Genomic DNA, 20097 nt, shown 5'->3' with positions numbered 1-20097 from the left:
TCAATCAAGGCGGCGGCGTGTTTTTAGCGCCGTCAGACCAATAAATAAGATTGCTGAGGCAATCAATAATAAAAAATCAATCAGCAATACCCAGTAAATATCCCCCGCGAGGAACAACGTTTGCAAGCTGCTGACAAAGTAACGCGCTGGGATAAAATAGGTTACCCACTGAATGATGGCAGGCATGCTATCAATCTCAAAAATAAATCCAGATAGCATTATCGCGGGTAAAAATGCGGCATTTAAGGCCACCATTGCGGCATTAAATTGGTTGCGGGTAATGGTGGATATTAATAACCCCATGCCAAGAGCGGTAGCAAGGTATAGGCTCGTTATAACAAACAGCACTAATAATGACCCGCGATAGGGAACGCCCAGAACAAAGGTTGTCACGACCATGCACAGCACCATCACAAAAGTGCCGAGAACTTGGTAGGGTAATAATTTTGAGAGCAACAATTCAGTGCGAGTAATTTGAGTTGAAAGCAAGGCTTCCATTGTGCCGCGCTCCCATTCACGGGCAATCACCAGTGACGTTAAAATCGCCCCAACAACAGTGATAATAATGCTTATAGCGCCTGGAATAATAAAATGTTGACTGATTGCCGCTTCATTAAACCAGTAGCGCATATTGAGCTCAATTAATGGTGAAACCGCATCTGCATGGTTTTCACCTTGTTGTTGCTGCCATATTTGCCAGACGCCTTTGGTGTAGGCTTGAACAAAGTTGGCGGTGTTTGGTTCACTCCCATCGGTGATAATTTGTATCGCAGCGTGCCCTTCAGGTTGCAGCAGCTGCGCAGAGAAATTCACCGGGATCACGACAATTCCACGAATTTCACCGGCTTGCATTTTGTTGGTTAACGCTTTTCGGTTATCACTGACCGTCGCGTCAACAAAAGGGGAACCTGTAAAGGTATCTACAAGTTCCCGTGCAGGCTGGCTTTGTTGCTCCATTAAAATACCAAGGCGTAATTTACTGGAGTCCAAGTTAATGCCGTAGCCAAAAATAAATAGCAGCATCAATGGGATCAGCACTGCAATTAGGGCACTACTGGGGTCGCGGACAATCTGTTTGGTTTCTTTCCAGCACAACGCTTTTAGCCGGCGCCATGAAAAATAGGGGGCGGAATGCGTCATTTTGCCTCCTGTTGTTTGTCGTAATTCATAATGAGCTCGATAAACGCATCTTCCATAGAGGGATCTGGGTTATCATTAGTGGCAACTTGCTGTTTTAGCTCATCAGGTGTGCCCGCAGCGATAATTTTACCGTGGTAAACCAGCCCTATTCGGTCGCAATATTCTGCCTCATCCATAAAATGGGTCGTCACCATTACGGTTACCCCTTTATCTACCATTCCATTGATATGTAACCAAAACTCTCGGCGAGTTAATGGGTCGACGCCTGAGGTGGGCTCATCCAAAAATAAAATATCGGGCTCATGCATGAGTGAGCAGGCAAGGGCAAGGCGCTGCTTATAACCCAAAGGAAGGGATTCAGTGATTTGATTAATAATGGGGTTAAAGCTAAAAGCATCCACCATTTCTTGGATTTTGCCAGACTGTTTTTTATGGTGTAATCCATAAACCCCAGAGAAAAATTTTAGGTTTTGCCCCACCTTTAAATTGCCATAGAGCGAAAATTTTTGTGCCATATAGCCAAGGTGTTGCCTTGCTTTATTAGAACTGGTTTTTAAATCCATACCCAGCACTAAAGCTTGCCCTTCAGTGGGTTTCATCAGGGCACACATCATTTTAAAGGTTGTGGATTTCCCTGCACCATTGGGCCCTAGTAATCCAAATATTTCACCACGTTTGACTTGGAAATTGACGTGATCCGTTGCAGCAAAATCACCAAATTTTTTAGTCAGATTACGTGCTTCAATCACGGTTTCCTGTGGGTTAGGCGGGATCTGCGGTACAATAGCCGCTAATTCTGAGCGGTGGGAAGGGCCTCCGCCAAGAAGGTCAATGAAGGCATCTTCAAACCGGGGTTGTGCGGCTATAAGCTTACTTTCTTGCATGTTGAGCGCATTTAACAGGCTTTCTTGAGACGCATCAGGCTTCAAAATTAGGCGGACATAACGGCCTTGGATCACGCCATCTGTGGTTTCAGGAAGCACGAGTGCATTTTGCAGTACGGTACGTTTTTGTGCGGCTGGAACTTCAAGTAAATAGGAACGACCCGCCATTTTTTGTGTTAATAACTCAGGTTTTCCCGAATAGAGCAATTGGCCTTTATTGAGAAGTAGAACCTCTTTACATTGCTGGGCTTCATCAAGGTATGAAGTGCTCCACAATATTAACATTCCATCATCAGCAAGGGTGTGAACCATCTGCCAGAGTTCACGTCTTGCGATAGGATCAACACCAACACCGGGTTCATCCAATAGCAAAACTTTCGGTTTACCCAGTAAGGTACAGGCTAAACCCAGTTTTTGCTTCATACCACCTGAAAGCTTACCCGCAAGGCGCTCAGTAAAAGGGGCAAGGTTAGTGAATGAAAGCAATTGTTGGTAAGTTTTTTCGCGCTCTTCCCCAATAACACTGCGCAAATCGGCGTATAAGTCCAAATTTTCTTGAACCGTTAAATCTTCATACAAACCAAACTTTTGCGGCATATAACCAAGGTTTGCCCGTACTGCGATACTGTCTTTAATGGGGTCTAACCCCATGACACTAATCTGCCCTGCGTCAGGTTTAAGCAACCCAGCGAGCATACGCATTAACGTCGTTTTACCTGCGCCATCGGGACCCACCAACCCGGTGACAGACCCACCGTGAATGCCCATTGTGAGGCTTTCAACCGCAGGCGAATCTAAGCCACTAAAGCTTTTTTCGACCCCTTGAAGACGGATGCTGTAATCATCACTCATGGCTATTTCTTACTGTTTGTTATCTGCAAAGTTAATGGTAACAGGCATTCCTTGGCGCAAAGCATCGTCTGCATCATCAACAATAATACGTAATCGATAAACTAAATCAGTCCGTAAATCAGGGGTTTGGACGCTTTTAGGGGTAAACTCAGCGGTGGGGGAAACAAAACCAATCGTACCATGGTACGGTTGGTTAGGGCGGCTATCGGTGTAGAGCGTGACTTTTGCTCCTGGAATGGCGTTCCCAAGGTGTGGCTCGCTGACATAGGCACGCACCCAAACAGGGTGCGTAAGGGTAACACTAAAAATACTATTTCCTGCACCAACATTGGTACCCGGCTCAATGGCTCGAGTCAAAATAGTGCCATCGGAAGGGGCGACTAGTACGGTATCTTGTAAATCGAGTTCTGCTTGGGCAACAGCGGCTTCTGCTTGCAGCCATTCCCCTCTTGCCGCGGCTATCTCTTCTTGGCGAAAGCCACTTTGGTATTGGTTTAGTTTGTCTTGAGCGGCTTGAAGAGCAGCAAAGGCTTGATTACGGTTATTTTTTGCATTATCGAGGTCATTGGCGGAAATGACACGAGAAGCCGCTAAGCCTTGCTGACGTTTATAAAAGTTATCCGCGTATTGCCAAGCAGCTTGTCGTTGGGCGACTTCAGCTTCAACTTGGGCAATTTCTTGGGTGCGGTAACCGCTCTCTTTTAACGCTAACTGTGCTTTGGCACTTTCTCTCATACCTTTAGCTTTATTCAATGCATTAATAAAAGGTGCATCATCCAATTGGCCTAGTTTATCGCCTTTTGCAATGCGCGCGCCCTCATCAACGGCTAAGGACACGAGCTTGCCGGACACTCTAAAACTCAAATTAACCGTTCGTACATCAACATTGCCATATAACGTTAATGTTTTATCTTGTTGAGATTGATAGTAATAATAACCGCCAACTGTTACGCCGATTAATATGACAATAATAAAAACAAAAATAGAACGGCTTTTATTGTTCATCGCTAACCCTAGTTAATCGCCAAAAAATTTTTCCACTTTAATGATTTAATCATATCACTTTTCAATCTGTTTGCGGTGACGTAGTCCTGCTAATAATATATTTGTGTGTTCAATAAGGACTTGATTAATAATTTTAAATTCATTTTCATTGATATGTTTCCACCCCGTTTGGCGTAATAACGTTTCTCGCGCGATGCGAAATGACAGCGTTTCACCTAAAATAGCATGAGTATGAATAAGTGTGGTGAGGTGATTGGGGTCAGCCCCAATATAAACAGCGATTAAGCGGTTTAGGCGTGAATGGATAGGGCCTAAAGCTTGCTCATGAATGATGGTGTAGGCTTCTGTGGGGTTGAGTTGTTCACGTGCTAATATACGAGAAAAGCTTAAGTTTTTCTTTTCCAATTGGAAATAGTTATAGGCGATGACCGTTTTTTGCAGTAAATCAAGAGCTTCCTGAGGTGTTCTTTCATTAACAGGTTGATTTAAAAAATGGTCAATGGCGCTAAACACATCATGAAAACTCTCTTTAATATTTTTAGCGATCATTTTTGCGACAGCTAAATAAAGCCCTTCTTTGGAACCAAAATAGTAGGAAATAGCCGCAATATTTTGCCCTGAGGCTTGTGCTATTTTGCGGGTGGTAGCTCCATCAATCCCTTGTTCTCCATAAACATCTGCTGCTGTAAGTAGTAATTGTAACTTTGCGTTTTCTCCCCGCAAGGTTGGTGACGAATTTATATTCATAAACATTCCTTTAAATCAGAATTAAATCATATCTTATAAGCTCTAATTGGCTCTTTATGTTTAAAAGGGGTCATAAACGACAACTCATAGTGTTGTATAAGTATATATACTATATAGAGGGAATTTTATATTAATTTATTACCCAAACTAAATTAATATATTTATCACCATCAAATAATGTTAGAATTTTGCAATGTCGCACGGCAGTTTGTGCTTTTTCTTCTGACTCACTTCCCCCAGAACTGCCACAATCAACTTGAAGCGGTGAAGCCCGGAGTAATTTAATTTGACAACTTTTTCAGACCTCGCGTTAAACGAGGAAATTTTGCTTGCCATTAATGAGTTAGGCTATGAAAGTCCAACGCCTATTCAACAACAAGCTATCCCCGCAGTGCTTGCAGGAAACGACCTTCTTGCTAGTGCGCAAACCGGAACGGGGAAAACGGCAGGCTTTACGCTGCCGATTTTACAAAAGCTGGTTTCTAACCCTCGCGGTAATAACCGTCGGCCAATCCGTGCACTAATTTTGACGCCAACGAGGGAACTTGCGGCTCAAGTTGCTGAGAATGTAAAAGAATATAGTCGCCACTTGCGTATTCGTTCATTTGTTGTTTTTGGTGGAGTGAGTATTAATCCGCAGATGATGAAACTGCGTGGTGGGGTTGATATTTTAATCGCCACACCTGGTCGTTTATTGGATTTAGAACATCAAAATGCGGTTGACCTTTCTCAGGTCGAAATGTTTGTATTGGATGAAGCTGACCGTATGTTAGATATGGGCTTTATTCACGATATTCGTCGTGTTATCAATAAATTACCTAAAAAACGCCAAAATTTACTGTTTTCAGCAACCTTTTCTGATGACATTAAACAGCTTGCGAATAAATTGCTAAATAACCCTGTTACTATCGAGGTTGCACCACGAAATTCAGCGTCTGAGCAAATAACGCAATATGTTCATTTAGTGGATAAAAAGCGTAAAGCTGAGTTATTGTCATTTATGATCGGCCGTGATAACTGGCAGCAAGTTCTTGTTTTCACAAGAACAAAGCACGGGGCAAACCGTTTAGCTGAACACTTGAATAAAGATGGTGTTAAAGCCGCAGCTATTCATGGTAATAAGAGCCAAGGTGCAAGAACTCGTGCTTTAGCGGATTTTAAATCAGGAGATATTCGTGTTTTAGTGGCAACTGACATTGCAGCTCGCGGCCTTGATATCGAGCAACTGCCTTATGTGGTCAATTTTGAATTACCAAATGTTGCCGAAGACTATGTTCACCGTATTGGTCGTACGGGTCGTGCAGATGCAACTGGTATGGCGGTATCATTAGTGTGCATCGATGAGGCTAAGTTACTTAAAGATATCGAAAAACTGCTGAAAAAATCGATTCCACTGATGGCGATTGACGGTTATGAGCCAGATCCATCCATTAAAGCCGAGCCAATTCAAAAAACACCACAGCGTAATGAGCGTCGCTCTGGTGATAGAAACCATGGTAACAATACTAAGTCACCACGTCGTAGCCATTCGCCAGCTGTAAAATCAGGTGGTAATAAAAGCTCAGCGTCCTCCTCTCCTTGGAAAAATGCACAAAAGAAAGTGAAACAAGGGCGTAATGACGGCTAATTGTTATAAAAAATGATGTGGTTGTTCGCAAAAAGAAGATTGCATTAAATTTTAAGGGGGTAAGGCTCCGCTTTATTCCCTTAAAATCCACTTTTTTATTTTTAAACACCCACTTAAACCAATCGTTTGATTGGAGTTATCTCCCCCTCTTTTAAAATTAATTTTCGACTTATTTAGCCAAGAAAAGGTATTATAGTCGGCTTAAATTAGTGCCTTTATTTGCCTGTTGAATGGGTTGGTACTGTCTATATTCCATAAAAATTGAATTTTACCTTTGTCGTTTTTTTGTGTGAGCCATTTATGCGTGTTTTATTAGCTCCTATGGAAGGAGTTTTAGACCCCCTTGTTCGTTCTTTATTAACTGCGGTTAATGATTATGACCTTTGTATCAGTGAATTTGTGCGAGTCGTTGATACGTTATTACCCGCAAAAACATTTTACCGCTTATGCCCTGAGCTTAAATATGAAAGCCGAACACAGTCGGGCACCCTAGTACGCGTTCAATTACTTGGTCAACACCCTCAGTGGTTAGCTGAAAATGCACATCGTGCCATTGAATTAGGGTCATGGGGAGTTGATTTAAATTGTGGCTGCCCTTCAAAAACAGTCAATGGTCATGGTGGCGGTGCGACTTTACTAAAGCAGCCAGATTTAATTTATCGGGCAGCCAAGGCGATGCGTGACGCTGTGCCGAACGAATTCCCTGTATCAGTTAAAGTGCGTTTAGGTTGGGACAGTATTTCATTTGCTCATGAAATTGCGGATGCTGTCCAGCAGGCGGGGGCAACGGAGTTAACGGTGCACGGGCGCACAAAAGAAGATGGTTATAAAGCAGAGCGTATTAACTGGCAAGCCATCGGTGAAATCCGCCGTCGGTTATCAATTCCAGTTATCGCGAATGGTGAAATCTGGGATTATGGCAGTGCTCAGCGTTGTCTAGAAGTGACAGGCTGTGATGCGGTTATGATTGGTCGAGGGGCGCTTAATACACCAAACCTTAGCCGTGTAATTAAATATAATGAAATTAAGATGCCTTGGAAGCAGGTTGAATCCTTGCTACTGAAATACACAGAGCTAGAGAAGCTCGGTGATACAGGACATTACCATGCTGCTCGCATTAAACAGTGGCTAGGTTATTTACGCAAAGAATATCAAGAAGCGGATGCGCTATTTTCACAAGTAAGAGCCTTAAAAAATGCAGAGCAGATTGCAGCGGTAATTATGCAAAGCGTTAGACAATAATTATAAACAATTTTGTTGTGTTATTATTTTTATTTGCGAATTTTACTTATTGGGTCTTTACTTAAGATATATAGTGGGCGTATCTAATACCGATGATTGAGTACTTTCTCAATCATTTTTGAGTGAAAACCTAGTCTTGGGAGGCTTTAAATGGGCGTTATTGCATGGATCATTTTTGGTTTGATTGCGGGTGTTTTAGCTAAGTGGTTGATGCCAGGTACTTATCATATGGGTTTTATTATGACAACCGTGCTCGGGATTGTTGGGGCTGTTGTCGGTGGTTATATCAGTACATTTTTCGGCAAAGGTAAGGTGGATGGTTTTAACTTTGGCAGCTTTGTTGTCGCGGTGATAGGTGCCATTGTGGTGCTCTTTTTAGCTGGGCTATTTGGTAAATAGTGCTTAGCTTATAAGCCAATAAAAATTCTGAAATAAGCCACTTAATAGGAGTGGCTTATTTTTTATGTGAGTTTAAATACTAAGGTTCTATTGGTAAGCCATTATCTTGGCCCCATTCAGCCCATGAGCCATCATATAAACGCACGTTCGTGTTACCTAATAGCGTTAATGCCATAAGAACCACCGCGGCTGTCATTCCAGACCCACAGGTGGTTATTGACGGCGCTTGGATATCTACGCCTTGCTCTGCAAAGATGGCTTTTAACGTTTCTGGTGATTTAAATTCGCCATTAGCCACTAACAAGTCCCAAGGAACATTTTTGCTTCCCGGAATGTGGCCCATACGTAAACCCGGACGAGGTTCTGGTGCCTGTGCATGGAAGCGGGGGGCTGCTCGAGCATCAATAATTTGTATTTGACCTTCACTAACAACCTCAAGCACTTGCTGCTGATTTAATGCATTTGTATCTTTACGTGAGACTTTAAACAGCTTGTGAGCAGGTGGAGTAATTTCACCTGATTGAGTGGTAAAACCTGCCGCTTTCCAAGCTTCAATCCCCCCAGAAAGGATTTTTACGTTTTTGCATCCCATTGTTGTGAATGTCCACCAAGCACGTGGTGATGAAAATAAATTATTCTGCGAATAAATGATAACTTGGGTGTCATTATCAATTCCCATTGCGCCAACGGCTTGGCTAAAGACTTCTGCACTTGGCAACATATGGGGTAGGTCGCAGGTTTTATCCGCGATTTCATCTTGGTGGAAAAACTGCGCGTTTGGAATATGCTCTTCTAAATAATGCTGACGGCAGTCATAGGGGGCAGTCGGTGGAGGAGACGAAGCATCAAGTACAATGATATTACCGTCAGATAAATGCGTATTAAGCCATTGAGGACTTACAAAATAATCGTTGTACATAAGCTATCTCCATCCTGGGTTGATAAATTATTCGCAGCTATTGAACTTGGTTTGGCGCAGGCAATAATGATGGTGATTGTGGTTGCCCCTGCTCTAACGGGGTTGTGGAACGAGTGTAGATGTTCATCCCTGCAAGGACGATGCCGCCTACGGAACCAAAAGCGCATAATGCGCAAAGTGCGATAACAACCTTTTTCATTTTATATAGCCTGCGTAGAAATAAGAACCCAAAGTATAACTGGATGAGTGTTGCAAACAAGTTAAAAGCGATTTTTTCTGCCTCTGAATTGGTGTTTTGCAAAAGGCTTCCCAATTTTTATGTATAATGGGTTTTAATACAGTAGTTTTGCGAAGCGGTTGGCAAATGTTATTTTTCGCGTTTTCCTGCCGTTGTTATTTTCGTTACCTTACCTCTCACATTTGGTCATCAGCGTAATTTATGTCCCTATCAAACAAAATTAAAGAACAAATAACTCAGTGGTATAAAGGGTTGTCACTACAAATTGATGGGTTTGTTTCCCGAGCGCCACAGCGCCAAATGATCGCGGAAGTTGCTAAAAACTTAGCGGATGATGGTGGCCGCCATTTGGTTATAGAAGCGCCAACTGGAGTCGGAAAGACGCTTTCGTATTTAATACCGGGCATTGCAGTAGGAAGGGAAGAAGGTAAAACGCTGGTTGTGAGTACGGCAAACGTGGCATTGCAAGACCAAATTTTTAGTAAAGATTTACCGCTACTGAGCAAAATTATTCCAGATTTAAAATTCACAGGTGCCTTTGGCCGTGCTCGTTATGTTTGCCCACGAAATTTAGAGGCTATTTGCGCTGCGGAAGGGGAACAAATTGATTTAATGCTGCTGGTGGAAGATAAAACGGAGATAGCCAGTAGTGAAGAGCGGGCAATTTGCCAGCAATTACGTAATGACTTCAATGCCTTTGTATGGGATGGCCTACGGGATCACCACAAACGGGCTTTTCCCGATAGTTTATGGCGTAAAGTCAGTACGGACAAAATGAATTGCTTAGGGCGCAATTGCCAATTTTATCAACGATGTCCGTTTTTTATTGCAAGGCGTGAGATTGAAGATGCAGATGTCGTTGTGGCTAACCATGCTTTAGTGATGGCGGCAATGGAAAGCGAGTCAGTGTTACCTGACCCTAAAAAGCTACTCCTAGTTTTGGATGAGGGGCACCATGTACCTGATGTTGCTCGGGATGCTTTAGAGGTAGAAGGTGAAATTACATTAGTGCAATTGAATGCCCAAGTAGACAATTTTATGAGTCATGTGGGGCAATATTTAGCGCAGTTTCGCCCAGCTAAACCCCCTAAATTGGCAAATCCAGAAAAATTACAGCTACACGCCGAAAAATTGCGTGAGACGTTCCGTGATTTTTCATTGCTTGCGAATGCCGTGTTGCCTGAAACGTCAAAGGAAAGCGAGTACCTTTTCCCGTTAGGTGTATTACCAGAGGCAATGCAACTGTGTTGCCAAGATCTTTTTAAACAAACGGATGCATTAAAAGGTTTAGCGGAATCTATATTAAATGATTTGACGGAGCAAACTGCAAAACAAGATATCGTGCGTTTACACCGTTCTATATTAACAACGAGCCGTGCGATGGGCTATTTTGAGAATATGGCAAAACTTTGGCGATTAGCAGCGCTTGAGCAAAGTTCAGGGGCACCAGTTTCGAAATGGTTAAGCCGGCGCTATGAAAAGAATCAATCTCGTATCTTTATGCATTGTGCGGGAATTCGTGTGAGTGAGCAGCTACAGCATCTGTTGTGGCGTAATGTGCCTCACATTGTTATTACGTCTGCAACACTCCGTTCCTTAAATAGCTATTCACGCTTTATGGAATTAACGGGGTTATCTGAAAAGAGCGATGACCATTTTGTGACACTCTCTTCACCGTTTAACCATATTGAGCAAGGAAAAATTATTATTCCTCAGATGGAATATGAACCGGTAATAGCCAATGAGCCACAGCATCTTGCTGAAATGGCTAGTTTTTTCCGTGAGCAATTTACCCAGGGGCAGCATCGTGGTGTTTTGGTGTTATTTAGTAGCCAAAGGGCGATGGAAGGGTTTCTGGAGCACGTAAAAGACTTGCGTTTACAGCTGTTGGTTCAGGGGGACCAGCCACGCTATCGTTTGGTTGAGACTCATTGTGAAAGAGTGAACAAAGGCCAAGTGAGTGCATTGATTGGGTTACAATCATTTGCAGAAGGGCTTGATTTAAAAGGCGAGTATTTAACACAGGTACATATTCATAAAATTGCATTCCCACCTGTGACGAACCCCGTTATTGTGACCGAAGGGGATTGGTTAAAATCCTTAAAACGCTATCCTTTTGAAGTGCAAAGTTTGCCAAGTGCTTCTTTTAATTTAATTCAGCAAGCAGGGCGTTTAATTCGCAGTCATGAATGCTATGGGGAAATTATTATCTATGATAAGCGATTGCTGACTAAAAACTATGGGAAGCGTTTATTAAATGCGTTGCCTGTTTTTCCAATTGAGCAACCTGAAATGCCGAAAGAGATAAATAAAAAATAGTCTCCACATGCCCTTAAAATAAAAGGCCACAATTAAGTGGCCTTCAGGTCAATTTAAATTGACTCTATTGCGCGACATTACTCAATATTTGCTTCTAAGAACCACAGAAATTTATCCATATCGCGGGATGCGGCGGTAAACATATCCGCAGTGTCTTCATCCTCGACTTCATCAATGGCTTTACGAATATCATTTGCAACAACAGCATAACGGTCTGCGAGTGCTTTTAGGTGATCTTGTACGCTGTGAATGTTAATAGGGTAAGCTTCTAGGGAAGTGAATCGGTTAACTTCTTGTGTGGTACCAATCGCAACCCCGCCTAATTGGACGGCACGTTCTGCAAATTCGTCTAAATGCTCAACTAATGTGGTTCTAAAGCCATCTAACATTTCATGGATGGCAATGAAATTGCGACCACGCATGTTCCAGTGAGCCTGTTTAGTCATTAAAGATAAGTCTGTAAAATGAACTACCATAACATTTAAAATACCAATGGTTTCTAATTTTACGCTATCTTCCAAGTCGTTACGTGTATATAAAAGTTCAGTTGAAGATGTTTTAAATAATTTAGCTGTGCTCATGGTTCATCCTCTTTTTAAATATTGAAACTGGTTAATAACCTCATCTGTTAATAAATATAAAATATTCAGTTTAATTTGTCATAGTGTAATAAACGATTAATTTAATAGGTGGATTCGATATGGTTTATTACACTTGATTTTATTGTGGCTGCTGAGTATTAATTGTTTTTTGCAATAAGTGCGATAGGTGAAATAAATATTAATATAAAGCAGCTTTAATAAATAAATATGACAAAAATATGAAATGTTAATGGCAAGGTAACAGGTTAATAAACTGAATGAATAAGCTTATTAACCTAATTAATACGCAAAAAACAAGGCATTATTTGATTTTCTACGTAACCTCTTCAATTTTTGGTTTGGGTGAGGCTGTTGATGTTGAGCCGATAGAGGCACAAACGATGCACAACAGGGCTAACCACTGGGTTACCGTAAGGTGCTCTTGCAAGAAAACAATACCGAGGAATGCGCCCATGCAAGGCTCTAGGCTCATTAACGTACCAAATGTTCTTGCCGGAAGGCGTGTTAAGGCAATCATTTCAAGAGTATAAGGAAACGCTGTCGATAAAATAGCAACGGCTAAAGCGAGAGGCAAAATGGCAGGGTCGAACATCACCTCAAAGCCTGTTTGCATTAGACCGATAGGGAAAAAGATAAGAGCAGAAATAAAGGAGCCAATTGCCACTGTTGCTGCACCGTAACCCGCCCCTGCGCGCTGGCCAAAAATAATATAAATTCCCCAACATACTCCTGCCCCTAATGCATAAATGGCACCAAGTGGGTCGATGGAGTTGATGTTATCACCGATTGGCAGCAAAAAGAGTAATCCAACAATGACCAGTCCAATCCACAGAAAATCAATGGGTCTACGAGAAGAAAACATCGCAACCGCTAATGGACCTGTAAATTCTAGTGCAACCGCAATCCCAAGCGGGATGCGTTCAAGAGATAGGTAAAATAGGTAATTCATTGTTCCGAGGGATAACCCATAGGTTAACAATGGAACTAATGAGCTTCTTCTAAACTTTAAACGCCAAGGCTTAAAGATAACAAATAAGATGATGGTGGCCAGTAATAAGCGTAAACCTGTTACACCTGGAGCGCCGATAAGAGGAAATAATGTTTTAGCTAAAGACGCTCCACTTTGAATTGAGGTCATCGCTAGCAATAATAACCCTATTGGTAATAGTGGAAATGCGCTCTTTTTGGTATCGGCAGACATAAATAATAAAACCTCAGAAAAACGTCACTAAGTAAGCAAACACGGGGTAAAAGCAATTCGTGTTAAATAAAAATTAAAATATTACGATGAAAAATAATTCAGCCTGATTATCGCATAAAATAGCTTCGCTTTATATTTGTTTATTGCCTCATAGCACTCGCTGATGGGGATGCAAATGCGCTATAAGGAAAATCGATATTGGTTTAGTGAAATAGCAATGGTATAAAAAGAGATTAACAGAATTTTATTATGATAAATAATCGGGATTGAGCTTCTTTAACGCTCCCGTATAATCCTTTTTTCACTAAAAAGTCATAATAAAATGAAAAACGAGGACGTAATGGGAAAAATTAAAAGTATTGCAGTATATTGCGGCTCTAGCATGGGCAAACATGAGATCTACCAGCAAAAAGCCATTGAGTTTGCTAAAGAGATGGTCAAGCGTGATATTACACTAGTCTATGGTGGCGCCAGTGTTGGCATTATGGGCACAATTGCCGATACCGTTTTATCGTTAGGTGGCAAGGCAATAGGCGTTATCCCCTCATTGCTCGAAGAGCGTGAAATTTCACATAAAAACCTGACCGAGTTGTATAAAGTTGACACAATGCATCAACGCAAAAACAAAATGATTGAGCTGGCGGATGCCTTTGTTGCTTTACCTGGCGGATATGGCACGTTAGAAGAATATGCAGAAGTGTTCACATGGAGCCAAATTGGCTTGCATACCAAACCTTGTGCATTGTTCAATATCAATAATTATTGGCAGCCATTAATTGACATGACAAATAAAATGGCTGATGAAGGCTTTTTACACGAAAAGTATCGTCATATGGCGATTGTTAACGATTCGCCAGCGGCGTTAATTGATAGCTTTGAATCTTATATTGCACCGCCAGTAAAAACATACGATTAAGCTATGTAAAAATAATGGGAAAATGATGATAAGAGAAGCTACACGTGATGATTTACAGGCAGTTTTATCCCTCTATCAGACCTTATTTACTGAAATGGCGTTGCTTGACCCTGAGCGTATGAAACCAGCTGAACAGTCGCAAGCATTTATTGAAAATGCCATTGTTGATGATAAGTTCCATCTGTTAGTGGCTGAATTTGATGGTGAAGTTAAAGGGTTTTGTATTGCTCAGCACCAATCGGCGGCTCCTTACAATTGCATGGTTCCACGGGATTTTGCCTACGTTTTTGATTTGATTGTCTCCCCAGATTTTCGTGGCGAGAGAACAGGGCGCCAGTTACTTGATGGCATGAAAAATTGGGCGAAAAGCAAGCAATTTGGCCACTTAGAGTTATCTGTACTAGCGCAGAACCATAATGCGATTCGTTTTTATGAGCGTGAAGGCTTATCTGAAATTACTCGCACCATGGGCATTAAGTTATAATTTACCGCATATCGGCCGAATACGGCCGATTCATCCTATTTTTTACATGCTAATTAGCTATCATCTATTACTAACATAATTATATTTTTAATATATTGTTTTATATTAACTTTATTTTTTTTGATATTTTTAAAACGCCTAAATTAGATTATTTTCATTTTTACATTAAAATGAAAATGGCTAGGGGTTATATGGAATATCCATTTAAAATAAAACGAATTTCACCCGCATTAGGTGCTCTTATTAGTGGTATCGATTTAGCTCAAGAAATAGATGATAAGCAGTTTACAGGGTTGAACTATGCATTGCAGGCATATCATGTTCTTTTTTTCAGGAATCAACCTATACAACCTAAACGGCAAAAACAACTTGCGCAGCAGTTTGGCTTATTACACACACATCCGATTTACCCTCATACACCTGAATGTAAAGAGATAATGGTACTTGATACGGATGAACATAACCCACCTGATAATGACAATTGGCATACCGATGTGACATTTATTGAAACACCGCCAATGGGCGCTGTTTTAGCAGCAAAGCATATTCCCGAATTCGGTGGGGATACCTTATGGGCCAGTGGTGTTGCGGCTTATAGTGCATTGTCTGTTCGGTGGAAACATATGTTGATTGGCTTACAAGCCGTGCATGACTTTACAAAATCATTCCCAGAGTACCGTTTTAATCATTCAGAAAAGAGTTATTCAAGATGGTTGAAAGCGAAAGAAAATAACCCGCCAGTATTGCACCCTGTCGTTAGAACGCACCCACATTCAGGGCGAAAAGCCTTGTTTGTTAATGAAGGTTTTACTACGCGTATCATTGGGTTAACACCAAAAGAGAGTGAGTCAACATTAGCTTTTTTATTCCAACATATTAATAAACCTGAGTTTCAGGTGCGTTGGCAATGGCAAAAAGATGATATGGTAATTTGGGATAATCAAATCACACAACACTATGCGACAGCAGATTATTTACCTGAAAGACGTATTATGCACAGGGCGACAATCATTGGCGGTGTACCTTATTAGAATGACTGTGAAATGAAGATTATCAAAAACAGCACAAGATCTAAGCGTTCGATTATGGCATAATGCGCCGCTATTTATACCCGTCGTATTACAGGTCATAGAAATCTCAGTTTTTCTTACTGTTTAAAGCAGTGTTGTTTGTTTTTTCTATGATGAACATTCTTTAAGACAGGTAACTCTACACCGTTTAATTTAAGGCATAGCAGTGTTAACAACCAACAATATCACTATGCAGTTTGGCAGCAAGCCACTGTTTGAAAACATTTCAGTTAAATTTGGTACAGGCAACCGTTACGGTTTAATCGGCGCAAATGGTGCGGGCAAATCGACGTTTATGAAGATCTTAGGTGGTGATTTAACCCCAACGGCGGGTAACGTCAGCACAACGGATCCGAATGAGCGTATTGGTAAACTTCGCCAAGATCAGTTCGCATTTGAAGAATACACTGTTCTAGATACGGTCATTATGGGCCATATCGAATTGTGGAATGTGAAACAAGAGCGTGACCGTATTTACGCATTACCTGAAATGAGCGAAGAAGATGGCTACCGCGTCGCTGACTTGGAAGTCGCTTATGGTGAAATGGATGGTTACAGTGCAGAAGCACGTGCGGGTGAATTACTACTGGGTGTAGGTATTCCTGTTGAGCAACATTATGGCCCAATGAGTGAAGTTGCACCAGGCTGGAAGCTGCGTGTACTACTGGCTCAAGCCTTGTTCTCTAACCCAGATATTTTGTTACTCGATGAGCCGACGAACAACTTGGATATTGATACTATCCGTTGGTTAGAGCAAGTCCTGAATGATCGTAACTGCACCATGATCATTATTTCCCATGATAGGCACTTCCTCAATACGGTTTGCACGCACATGGCGGATTTAGATTACGGTGAATTGCGCTTATTCACGGGTAATTATGATGAATATATGATTGCAGCGACACAAGCTCGTGAGCGCTTAATTTCTGATAATGCGAAGAAAAAAGCGCAAATTGCTGAGTTGCAATCTTTCGTTAGCCGCTTTAGCGCTAACGCATCTAAATCGAAGCAAGCGACATCACGTGCGCGTCAAATTGATAAAATTCAATTGGATGAAGTTAAAGCCTCTAGCCGCCAAAACCCGTTTATTCGTTTTGAACAAGAGAAAAAACTGTTCCGTAATGCCCTTGAGTTAGAAGCAGTTGCGAATGGTTATGACCAAGGCCTGCTCTTCAAGAATGTTAATTTGCTGCTTGAAGTCGGTGAAAAAATGGCAGTTATCGGTGCGAATGGTATCGGTAAAACGACATTCTTAAAAACCCTAATGGGTGATCAGCCTGCAACAAGTGGGATGGTTAAGTGGTCAGAAAACAGCAGTATTGGTTACTATGCACAAGACCATGCCGAAGATTTCGAAACTGATCTGAACGTTTTTGACTGGATGAGCCAGTGGAAAAACGAAGGTGATGATGAACAGGCAGTGCGCAGTATCTTAGGCCGTTTATTGTTCTCACAAGATGACATTAAGAAGAAAGTAAAGGTGTTATCTGGTGGTGAGCAAGGGCGTATGTTATTTGGTAAGTTGATGATGCAACAACCAAATATCTTGATTATGGATGAGCCAACCAACCACTTGGACATGGAATCCATCGAATCATTGAACTTAGCACTTGAGATGTACCAAGGAACACTCGTGTTTGTTTCCCATGACCGTGAATTTGTTAGCTCACTGGCAAGTCGCATTTTAGAAATCAAAGAAGATAAAGTTGTTGATTTCAAAGGTACTTATGATGAATACCTGACAAGCCAAGGTGTTGTTCTATAATCGTACTTTACCTAAAAACAAAACCCCCAGTGACGTAATGTGACTGGGGGTTTTTGTTTGTCAAAATGAGAAACTGGGTTACCTAGTTCTTTTTCACAAACTCAGATTTCAGCTTCATTTGGCCAAAACCATCAATTTTACAATCGATATTGTGGTCACCTTCGACTAAGCGAATACCTTTCACACGCGTACCGATTTTGAGCATGGTCGAACTGCCTTTTACTTTCAGGTCTTTGACCACAGTGACGGTGTCGCCATCCGCTAACAGATTGCCATTGGCATCTTTAACAATCAGTTCATCAATCTCTGCCACTGGTTCTGCGTCATTCCATTCGTGCGCACATTCAGGGCAAATATACATATCGTTATCAGTATAGGTGTATTCAGACTGACATTTCGGGCAAGGAGGGAATTGCATATTCATACTCTCAGTAGCATTATCAAAATAATAAAACGTGGTGATGTTTATACGTACAGGCACCACAAAAGAGAGATAGTATAAGCTCAAAGGGCAAATAAATTATTTTTTCGGATTAATCTTAATTTAGTAACTAAGAAGAGATTAAAAAGGCGAAAATAATTTCGCCTAGTTGGACAATTAATTCACCTTAGCGGCAGACTTCACAGTGTGGGTCTTTGCTCAGTTTAAACTGGCGAAAATCCATCGTCATCGCATCAAACAGTAGGACTTTACCTGCATTCACTTTGCCATAGTTGGCGAGCAGTTTAATGGTTTCCATCGCCTCTAATGTGCCGATAGTTCCAACGAGTGGAGACATCACACCCGCTTCAACACAGGTTAAGCTATTTTCACCAAATAAACGGCTTAAACAGTGATAACAGGGAGTGTTATCTTCATAAGTAAAAACAGACAGTTGGCCTTCCATTCGTATTGCGGCGCCAGAGACTAACGGTTTTTTCTGCGCTAAGCACAAACGGTTGAGTTGCTCACGAATGGCGACATTATCGGTGCAATCTAAGATGACATCATGGTGAGTAATTAACTCACTCAGCTGCGCATCTTCAAGTTGCGCATTAACCACATCAATATGAATGTGGGGGTTAATCGCACAAAGTTGCGACTTTGCAGAATCAACTTTGGGTTCGCCAATTGTGGTATCACGGTGCAAAATCTGCCGTTGTAAGTTAGAAAGCGATACGGTATCAAAATCAACTAACGTTAAATGGCCAACACCCGCCGCCGCAAGGTATTGTGTTGCGGCACAACCCAAGCCTCCTAAGCCAATGATCAGTACTTTTCCCGCTTTGAGTTTTTCTTGCCCATCAAAATCAAAACCGCGAAGGATGATCTGTCGGTTATAACGGAGCATTTCGTTATCGCTAAGTTCTTGCACGGTGATTATTCGCTTTTTAATAAGTAGTTAAACATTTCAACTTCAACGGTTTCACCAGCTTCGACGCGGCCACGTTCTCTTTCTAACACGATAAAGCAGTTCGCTAAGCTAAAAGAGCTAAATACGTGTGAACCTTGATGGCCTGTTGTAGCAACTTGAAGCTGGCCTTGCTCATTGGTACTTAAAATACCGCGTTGAAAATCCAGACGACCCGGTGTTTTTTTCAATGGGGTGATGACTGGCACTTTGAAACGTAGTGGTGCACGCCATTGGCTATTGCCTGCAAGGCGGGCGATCAACGGCTGAACCAGTTGGTAGAAAGTTAGTGCGGCAGAAACAGGGTTTCCTGGCAACCCGCAAAACCAAGAATTGCTCAGTTTACCGAAGGCAAACGGTTTACCCGGTTTGATGGCTAATTTCCAAAAACCAATGGTACCTAACTCGTCAAGAATTTGCTTGGTGTAGTCGGCCTCACCGACAGAGACACCACCGCTGCTGATCACTAAATCGGCTTGTTTATCTGCTTCAATAAAGGTTTGTTTTAGTTTTTCAGGGGAGTCAGGGATCACACCTAAATCTAACACTTCACAATTGAGCTTTTCTAACATCAAGCGAACAGTAAAGCGGTTGGTATCATAGATTTGCCCGTCACTGAGTGGTTGGCCCACAGCTTGTAGCTCATCCCCTGTTGAGAACACGGCCACTTTTAAGCGACGATAAACTGTTACATCAGCAATACCGAGTGAGGCGATTAATGGCAATTGAGCTGTTGTGAGTAAAGTTCCGGCAGGGAACACTGAACTGCCTTGGGCAATATCTTCGCCAGCTTTACGGACGTTACTACCTTTTTTGATTGGTTGAGTAAATAGGATGCCATCATCTGTTTGTTCGGTTGATTCTTGCATCACTACCGTATCAACGCCCTGCGGAATAGGGGCGCCAGTCATAATACGCACGCAACAACCAGCTTTTAGCTCACCTTCCATCGGGTTACCTGCGAACGACTTGCCTGCCACAGGCATCGGTGTTTTTCCATCCCAATCCGTAAAACGCAAGCCATATCCATCCATTGCTGAATTATCAAAGGGAGGGACATTGATAGGGGAAATTAGGTCAGTGGCAATGATCCGTTGCGCGGATGAAGTCAGTGGAATGATTTCTGTGCTTGTCACGGTTTTGGTCTGAGAAAGTAATTTTTCCAATGCAAGATCTAAAGAAATCAAATCGTTAGTATGACACTGATCCATAAATAATGACCCTCATTATTGTGATATGCCTTGAGGCTTAAATTGTGTTCTTAATGCACATTATGGCAGAAATCATGGGTTGGGT

Annotated in this window: 19 protein-coding genes; 8 read left to right on the top strand and 11 right to left on the bottom strand. The window is 41.9% G+C overall.

What is annotated here, in order from left to right:
* The 4 genes from ABWP91_RS10985 to ABWP91_RS10970 are packed head-to-tail and all read right to left on the bottom strand — an operon-like array spanning nucleotide 1 to nucleotide 4634.
* Nucleotides 1-1140 carry an ABC transporter permease gene (locus ABWP91_RS10985; protein WP_353243318.1) on the bottom strand — a complete coding sequence of 380 codons (1140 nt, stop codon included), beginning with the start codon at nucleotides 1138-1140 and terminating at the stop codon, nucleotides 1-3.
* Entirely contained in the window at nucleotides 1137-2876 is a 1740-nt protein-coding gene (locus ABWP91_RS10980) for an ATP-binding cassette domain-containing protein (RefSeq protein ID WP_353243317.1), read from the bottom strand. Before ABWP91_RS10980 ends, ABWP91_RS10985 begins: the two co-directional genes overlap by 4 nt.
* A 9-nt stretch (nucleotides 2877-2885) precedes the next feature.
* Entirely contained in the window at nucleotides 2886-3881 is a 996-nt protein-coding gene (gene hlyD / locus ABWP91_RS10975; protein ID WP_353243316.1) for a secretion protein HlyD, read from the bottom strand.
* A gap of 54 nt (nucleotides 3882-3935) precedes the next feature.
* The gene (locus ABWP91_RS10970; RefSeq protein WP_219244250.1) at nucleotides 3936-4634 is read right to left on the bottom strand and encodes a CerR family C-terminal domain-containing protein; all 699 of its coding nucleotides are present in this window, start codon (nucleotides 4632-4634) and stop codon (nucleotides 3936-3938) included.
* 280 nt (nucleotides 4635-4914) lie between these two features.
* On the opposite strand from ABWP91_RS10970, the gene rhlE reads away from it, so the two are divergent.
* The 3 genes from rhlE to ABWP91_RS10955 all read left to right on the top strand — a co-directional run bounded on the left by rhlE (nucleotide 4915) and on the right by ABWP91_RS10955 (nucleotide 7896).
* The gene (rhlE, locus tag ABWP91_RS10965; RefSeq protein ID WP_353243315.1) at nucleotides 4915-6255 is read left to right on the top strand and encodes an ATP-dependent RNA helicase RhlE; all 1341 of its coding nucleotides are present in this window, start codon (nucleotides 4915-4917) and stop codon (nucleotides 6253-6255) included.
* 300 nt (nucleotides 6256-6555) lie between these two features.
* Nucleotides 6556-7497 (top strand): tRNA dihydrouridine(16) synthase DusC, encoded by a 942-nt coding sequence (gene dusC, locus ABWP91_RS10960; RefSeq protein WP_353243314.1) that lies wholly within the window; start codon nucleotides 6556-6558, stop codon nucleotides 7495-7497.
* Nucleotides 7498-7647: 150 nt separating this feature from the next.
* Entirely contained in the window at nucleotides 7648-7896 is a 249-nt protein-coding gene (locus tag ABWP91_RS10955; protein ID WP_125893372.1) for a GlsB/YeaQ/YmgE family stress response membrane protein, read from the top strand.
* A 79-nt stretch (nucleotides 7897-7975) separates the two neighbouring features.
* Here ABWP91_RS10955 and sseA read toward each other — a convergent pair whose 3' ends face one another.
* Nucleotides 7976-8815 (bottom strand): 3-mercaptopyruvate sulfurtransferase, encoded by an 840-nt coding sequence (gene sseA, locus ABWP91_RS10950; protein WP_353243313.1) that lies wholly within the window; start codon nucleotides 8813-8815, stop codon nucleotides 7976-7978.
* A 37-nt stretch (nucleotides 8816-8852) separates the two neighbouring features.
* Nucleotides 8853-9014 carry a YohO family small membrane protein gene (locus ABWP91_RS10945; protein ID WP_219244245.1) on the bottom strand — a complete coding sequence of 54 codons (162 nt, stop codon included), beginning with the start codon at nucleotides 9012-9014 and terminating at the stop codon, nucleotides 8853-8855.
* Nucleotides 9015-9254: 240 nt separating this feature from the next.
* Between ABWP91_RS10945 and dinG the strand changes: the two genes are divergently transcribed.
* Complete coding sequence (dinG, locus tag ABWP91_RS10940) at nucleotides 9255-11372, top strand: ATP-dependent DNA helicase DinG (RefSeq protein WP_353243312.1); 2118 nt, start codon at nucleotides 9255-9257, stop codon at nucleotides 11370-11372.
* A gap of 77 nt (nucleotides 11373-11449) precedes the next feature.
* On the opposite strand, the gene dps is transcribed toward dinG, so the two are convergent.
* Nucleotides 11450-11953 (bottom strand): DNA starvation/stationary phase protection protein Dps, encoded by a 504-nt coding sequence (gene dps / locus ABWP91_RS10935; RefSeq protein ID WP_353243311.1) that lies wholly within the window; start codon nucleotides 11951-11953, stop codon nucleotides 11450-11452.
* Between the two features lie 334 nt (nucleotides 11954-12287).
* Complete coding sequence (rhtA, locus tag ABWP91_RS10930; RefSeq protein ID WP_353243310.1) at nucleotides 12288-13175, bottom strand: threonine/homoserine exporter RhtA; 888 nt, start codon at nucleotides 13173-13175, stop codon at nucleotides 12288-12290.
* Nucleotides 13176-13515: 340 nt separating this feature from the next.
* Between rhtA and ABWP91_RS10925 the strand changes: the two genes are divergently transcribed.
* From ABWP91_RS10925 to ABWP91_RS10910, 4 genes are all read left to right on the top strand, one after another.
* Nucleotides 13516-14091, top strand: a complete 576-nt coding sequence (locus tag ABWP91_RS10925) for an LOG family protein (protein WP_353243309.1) — start codon at nucleotides 13516-13518, stop codon at nucleotides 14089-14091.
* Nucleotides 14092-14116: 25 nt separating this feature from the next.
* Complete coding sequence (locus ABWP91_RS10920; RefSeq protein ID WP_353243308.1) at nucleotides 14117-14575, top strand: GNAT family N-acetyltransferase; 459 nt, start codon at nucleotides 14117-14119, stop codon at nucleotides 14573-14575.
* Between the two features lie 191 nt (nucleotides 14576-14766).
* Nucleotides 14767-15606: a taurine dioxygenase gene (gene tauD, locus ABWP91_RS10915; RefSeq protein WP_353243307.1), complete on the top strand. Its 840-nt coding sequence runs from the start codon at nucleotides 14767-14769 to the stop codon at nucleotides 15604-15606.
* A gap of 205 nt (nucleotides 15607-15811) precedes the next feature.
* Complete coding sequence (locus ABWP91_RS10910; protein WP_353243306.1) at nucleotides 15812-17410, top strand: ABC-F family ATPase; 1599 nt, start codon at nucleotides 15812-15814, stop codon at nucleotides 17408-17410.
* 82 nt (nucleotides 17411-17492) lie between these two features.
* Here ABWP91_RS10910 and ABWP91_RS10905 read toward each other — a convergent pair whose 3' ends face one another.
* The 3 genes from ABWP91_RS10905 to moeA all read right to left on the bottom strand — a co-directional run bounded on the left by ABWP91_RS10905 (nucleotide 17493) and on the right by moeA (nucleotide 20012).
* Nucleotides 17493-17828, bottom strand: a complete 336-nt coding sequence (locus ABWP91_RS10905; RefSeq protein WP_353243305.1) for a zinc ribbon domain-containing protein YjdM — start codon at nucleotides 17826-17828, stop codon at nucleotides 17493-17495.
* Nucleotides 17829-18018: 190 nt separating this feature from the next.
* Entirely contained in the window at nucleotides 18019-18765 is a 747-nt protein-coding gene (gene moeB / locus ABWP91_RS10900) for a molybdopterin-synthase adenylyltransferase MoeB (protein WP_353243304.1), read from the bottom strand.
* 5 nt (nucleotides 18766-18770) lie between these two features.
* Nucleotides 18771-20012 (bottom strand): molybdopterin molybdotransferase MoeA, encoded by a 1242-nt coding sequence (moeA, locus tag ABWP91_RS10895; protein ID WP_353243303.1) that lies wholly within the window; start codon nucleotides 20010-20012, stop codon nucleotides 18771-18773.
* Nucleotides 20013-20097: the final 85 nt, after the last annotated feature.

The sequence above is a fragment of the Providencia sp. genome, from assembly GCF_040396775.1.
Lineage (GTDB): Bacteria > Pseudomonadota > Gammaproteobacteria > Enterobacterales > Enterobacteriaceae > Providencia.
Note: the sequence above shows the minus strand (reverse complement) of the source record. Positions and strands in the feature narration are given on the sequence as shown.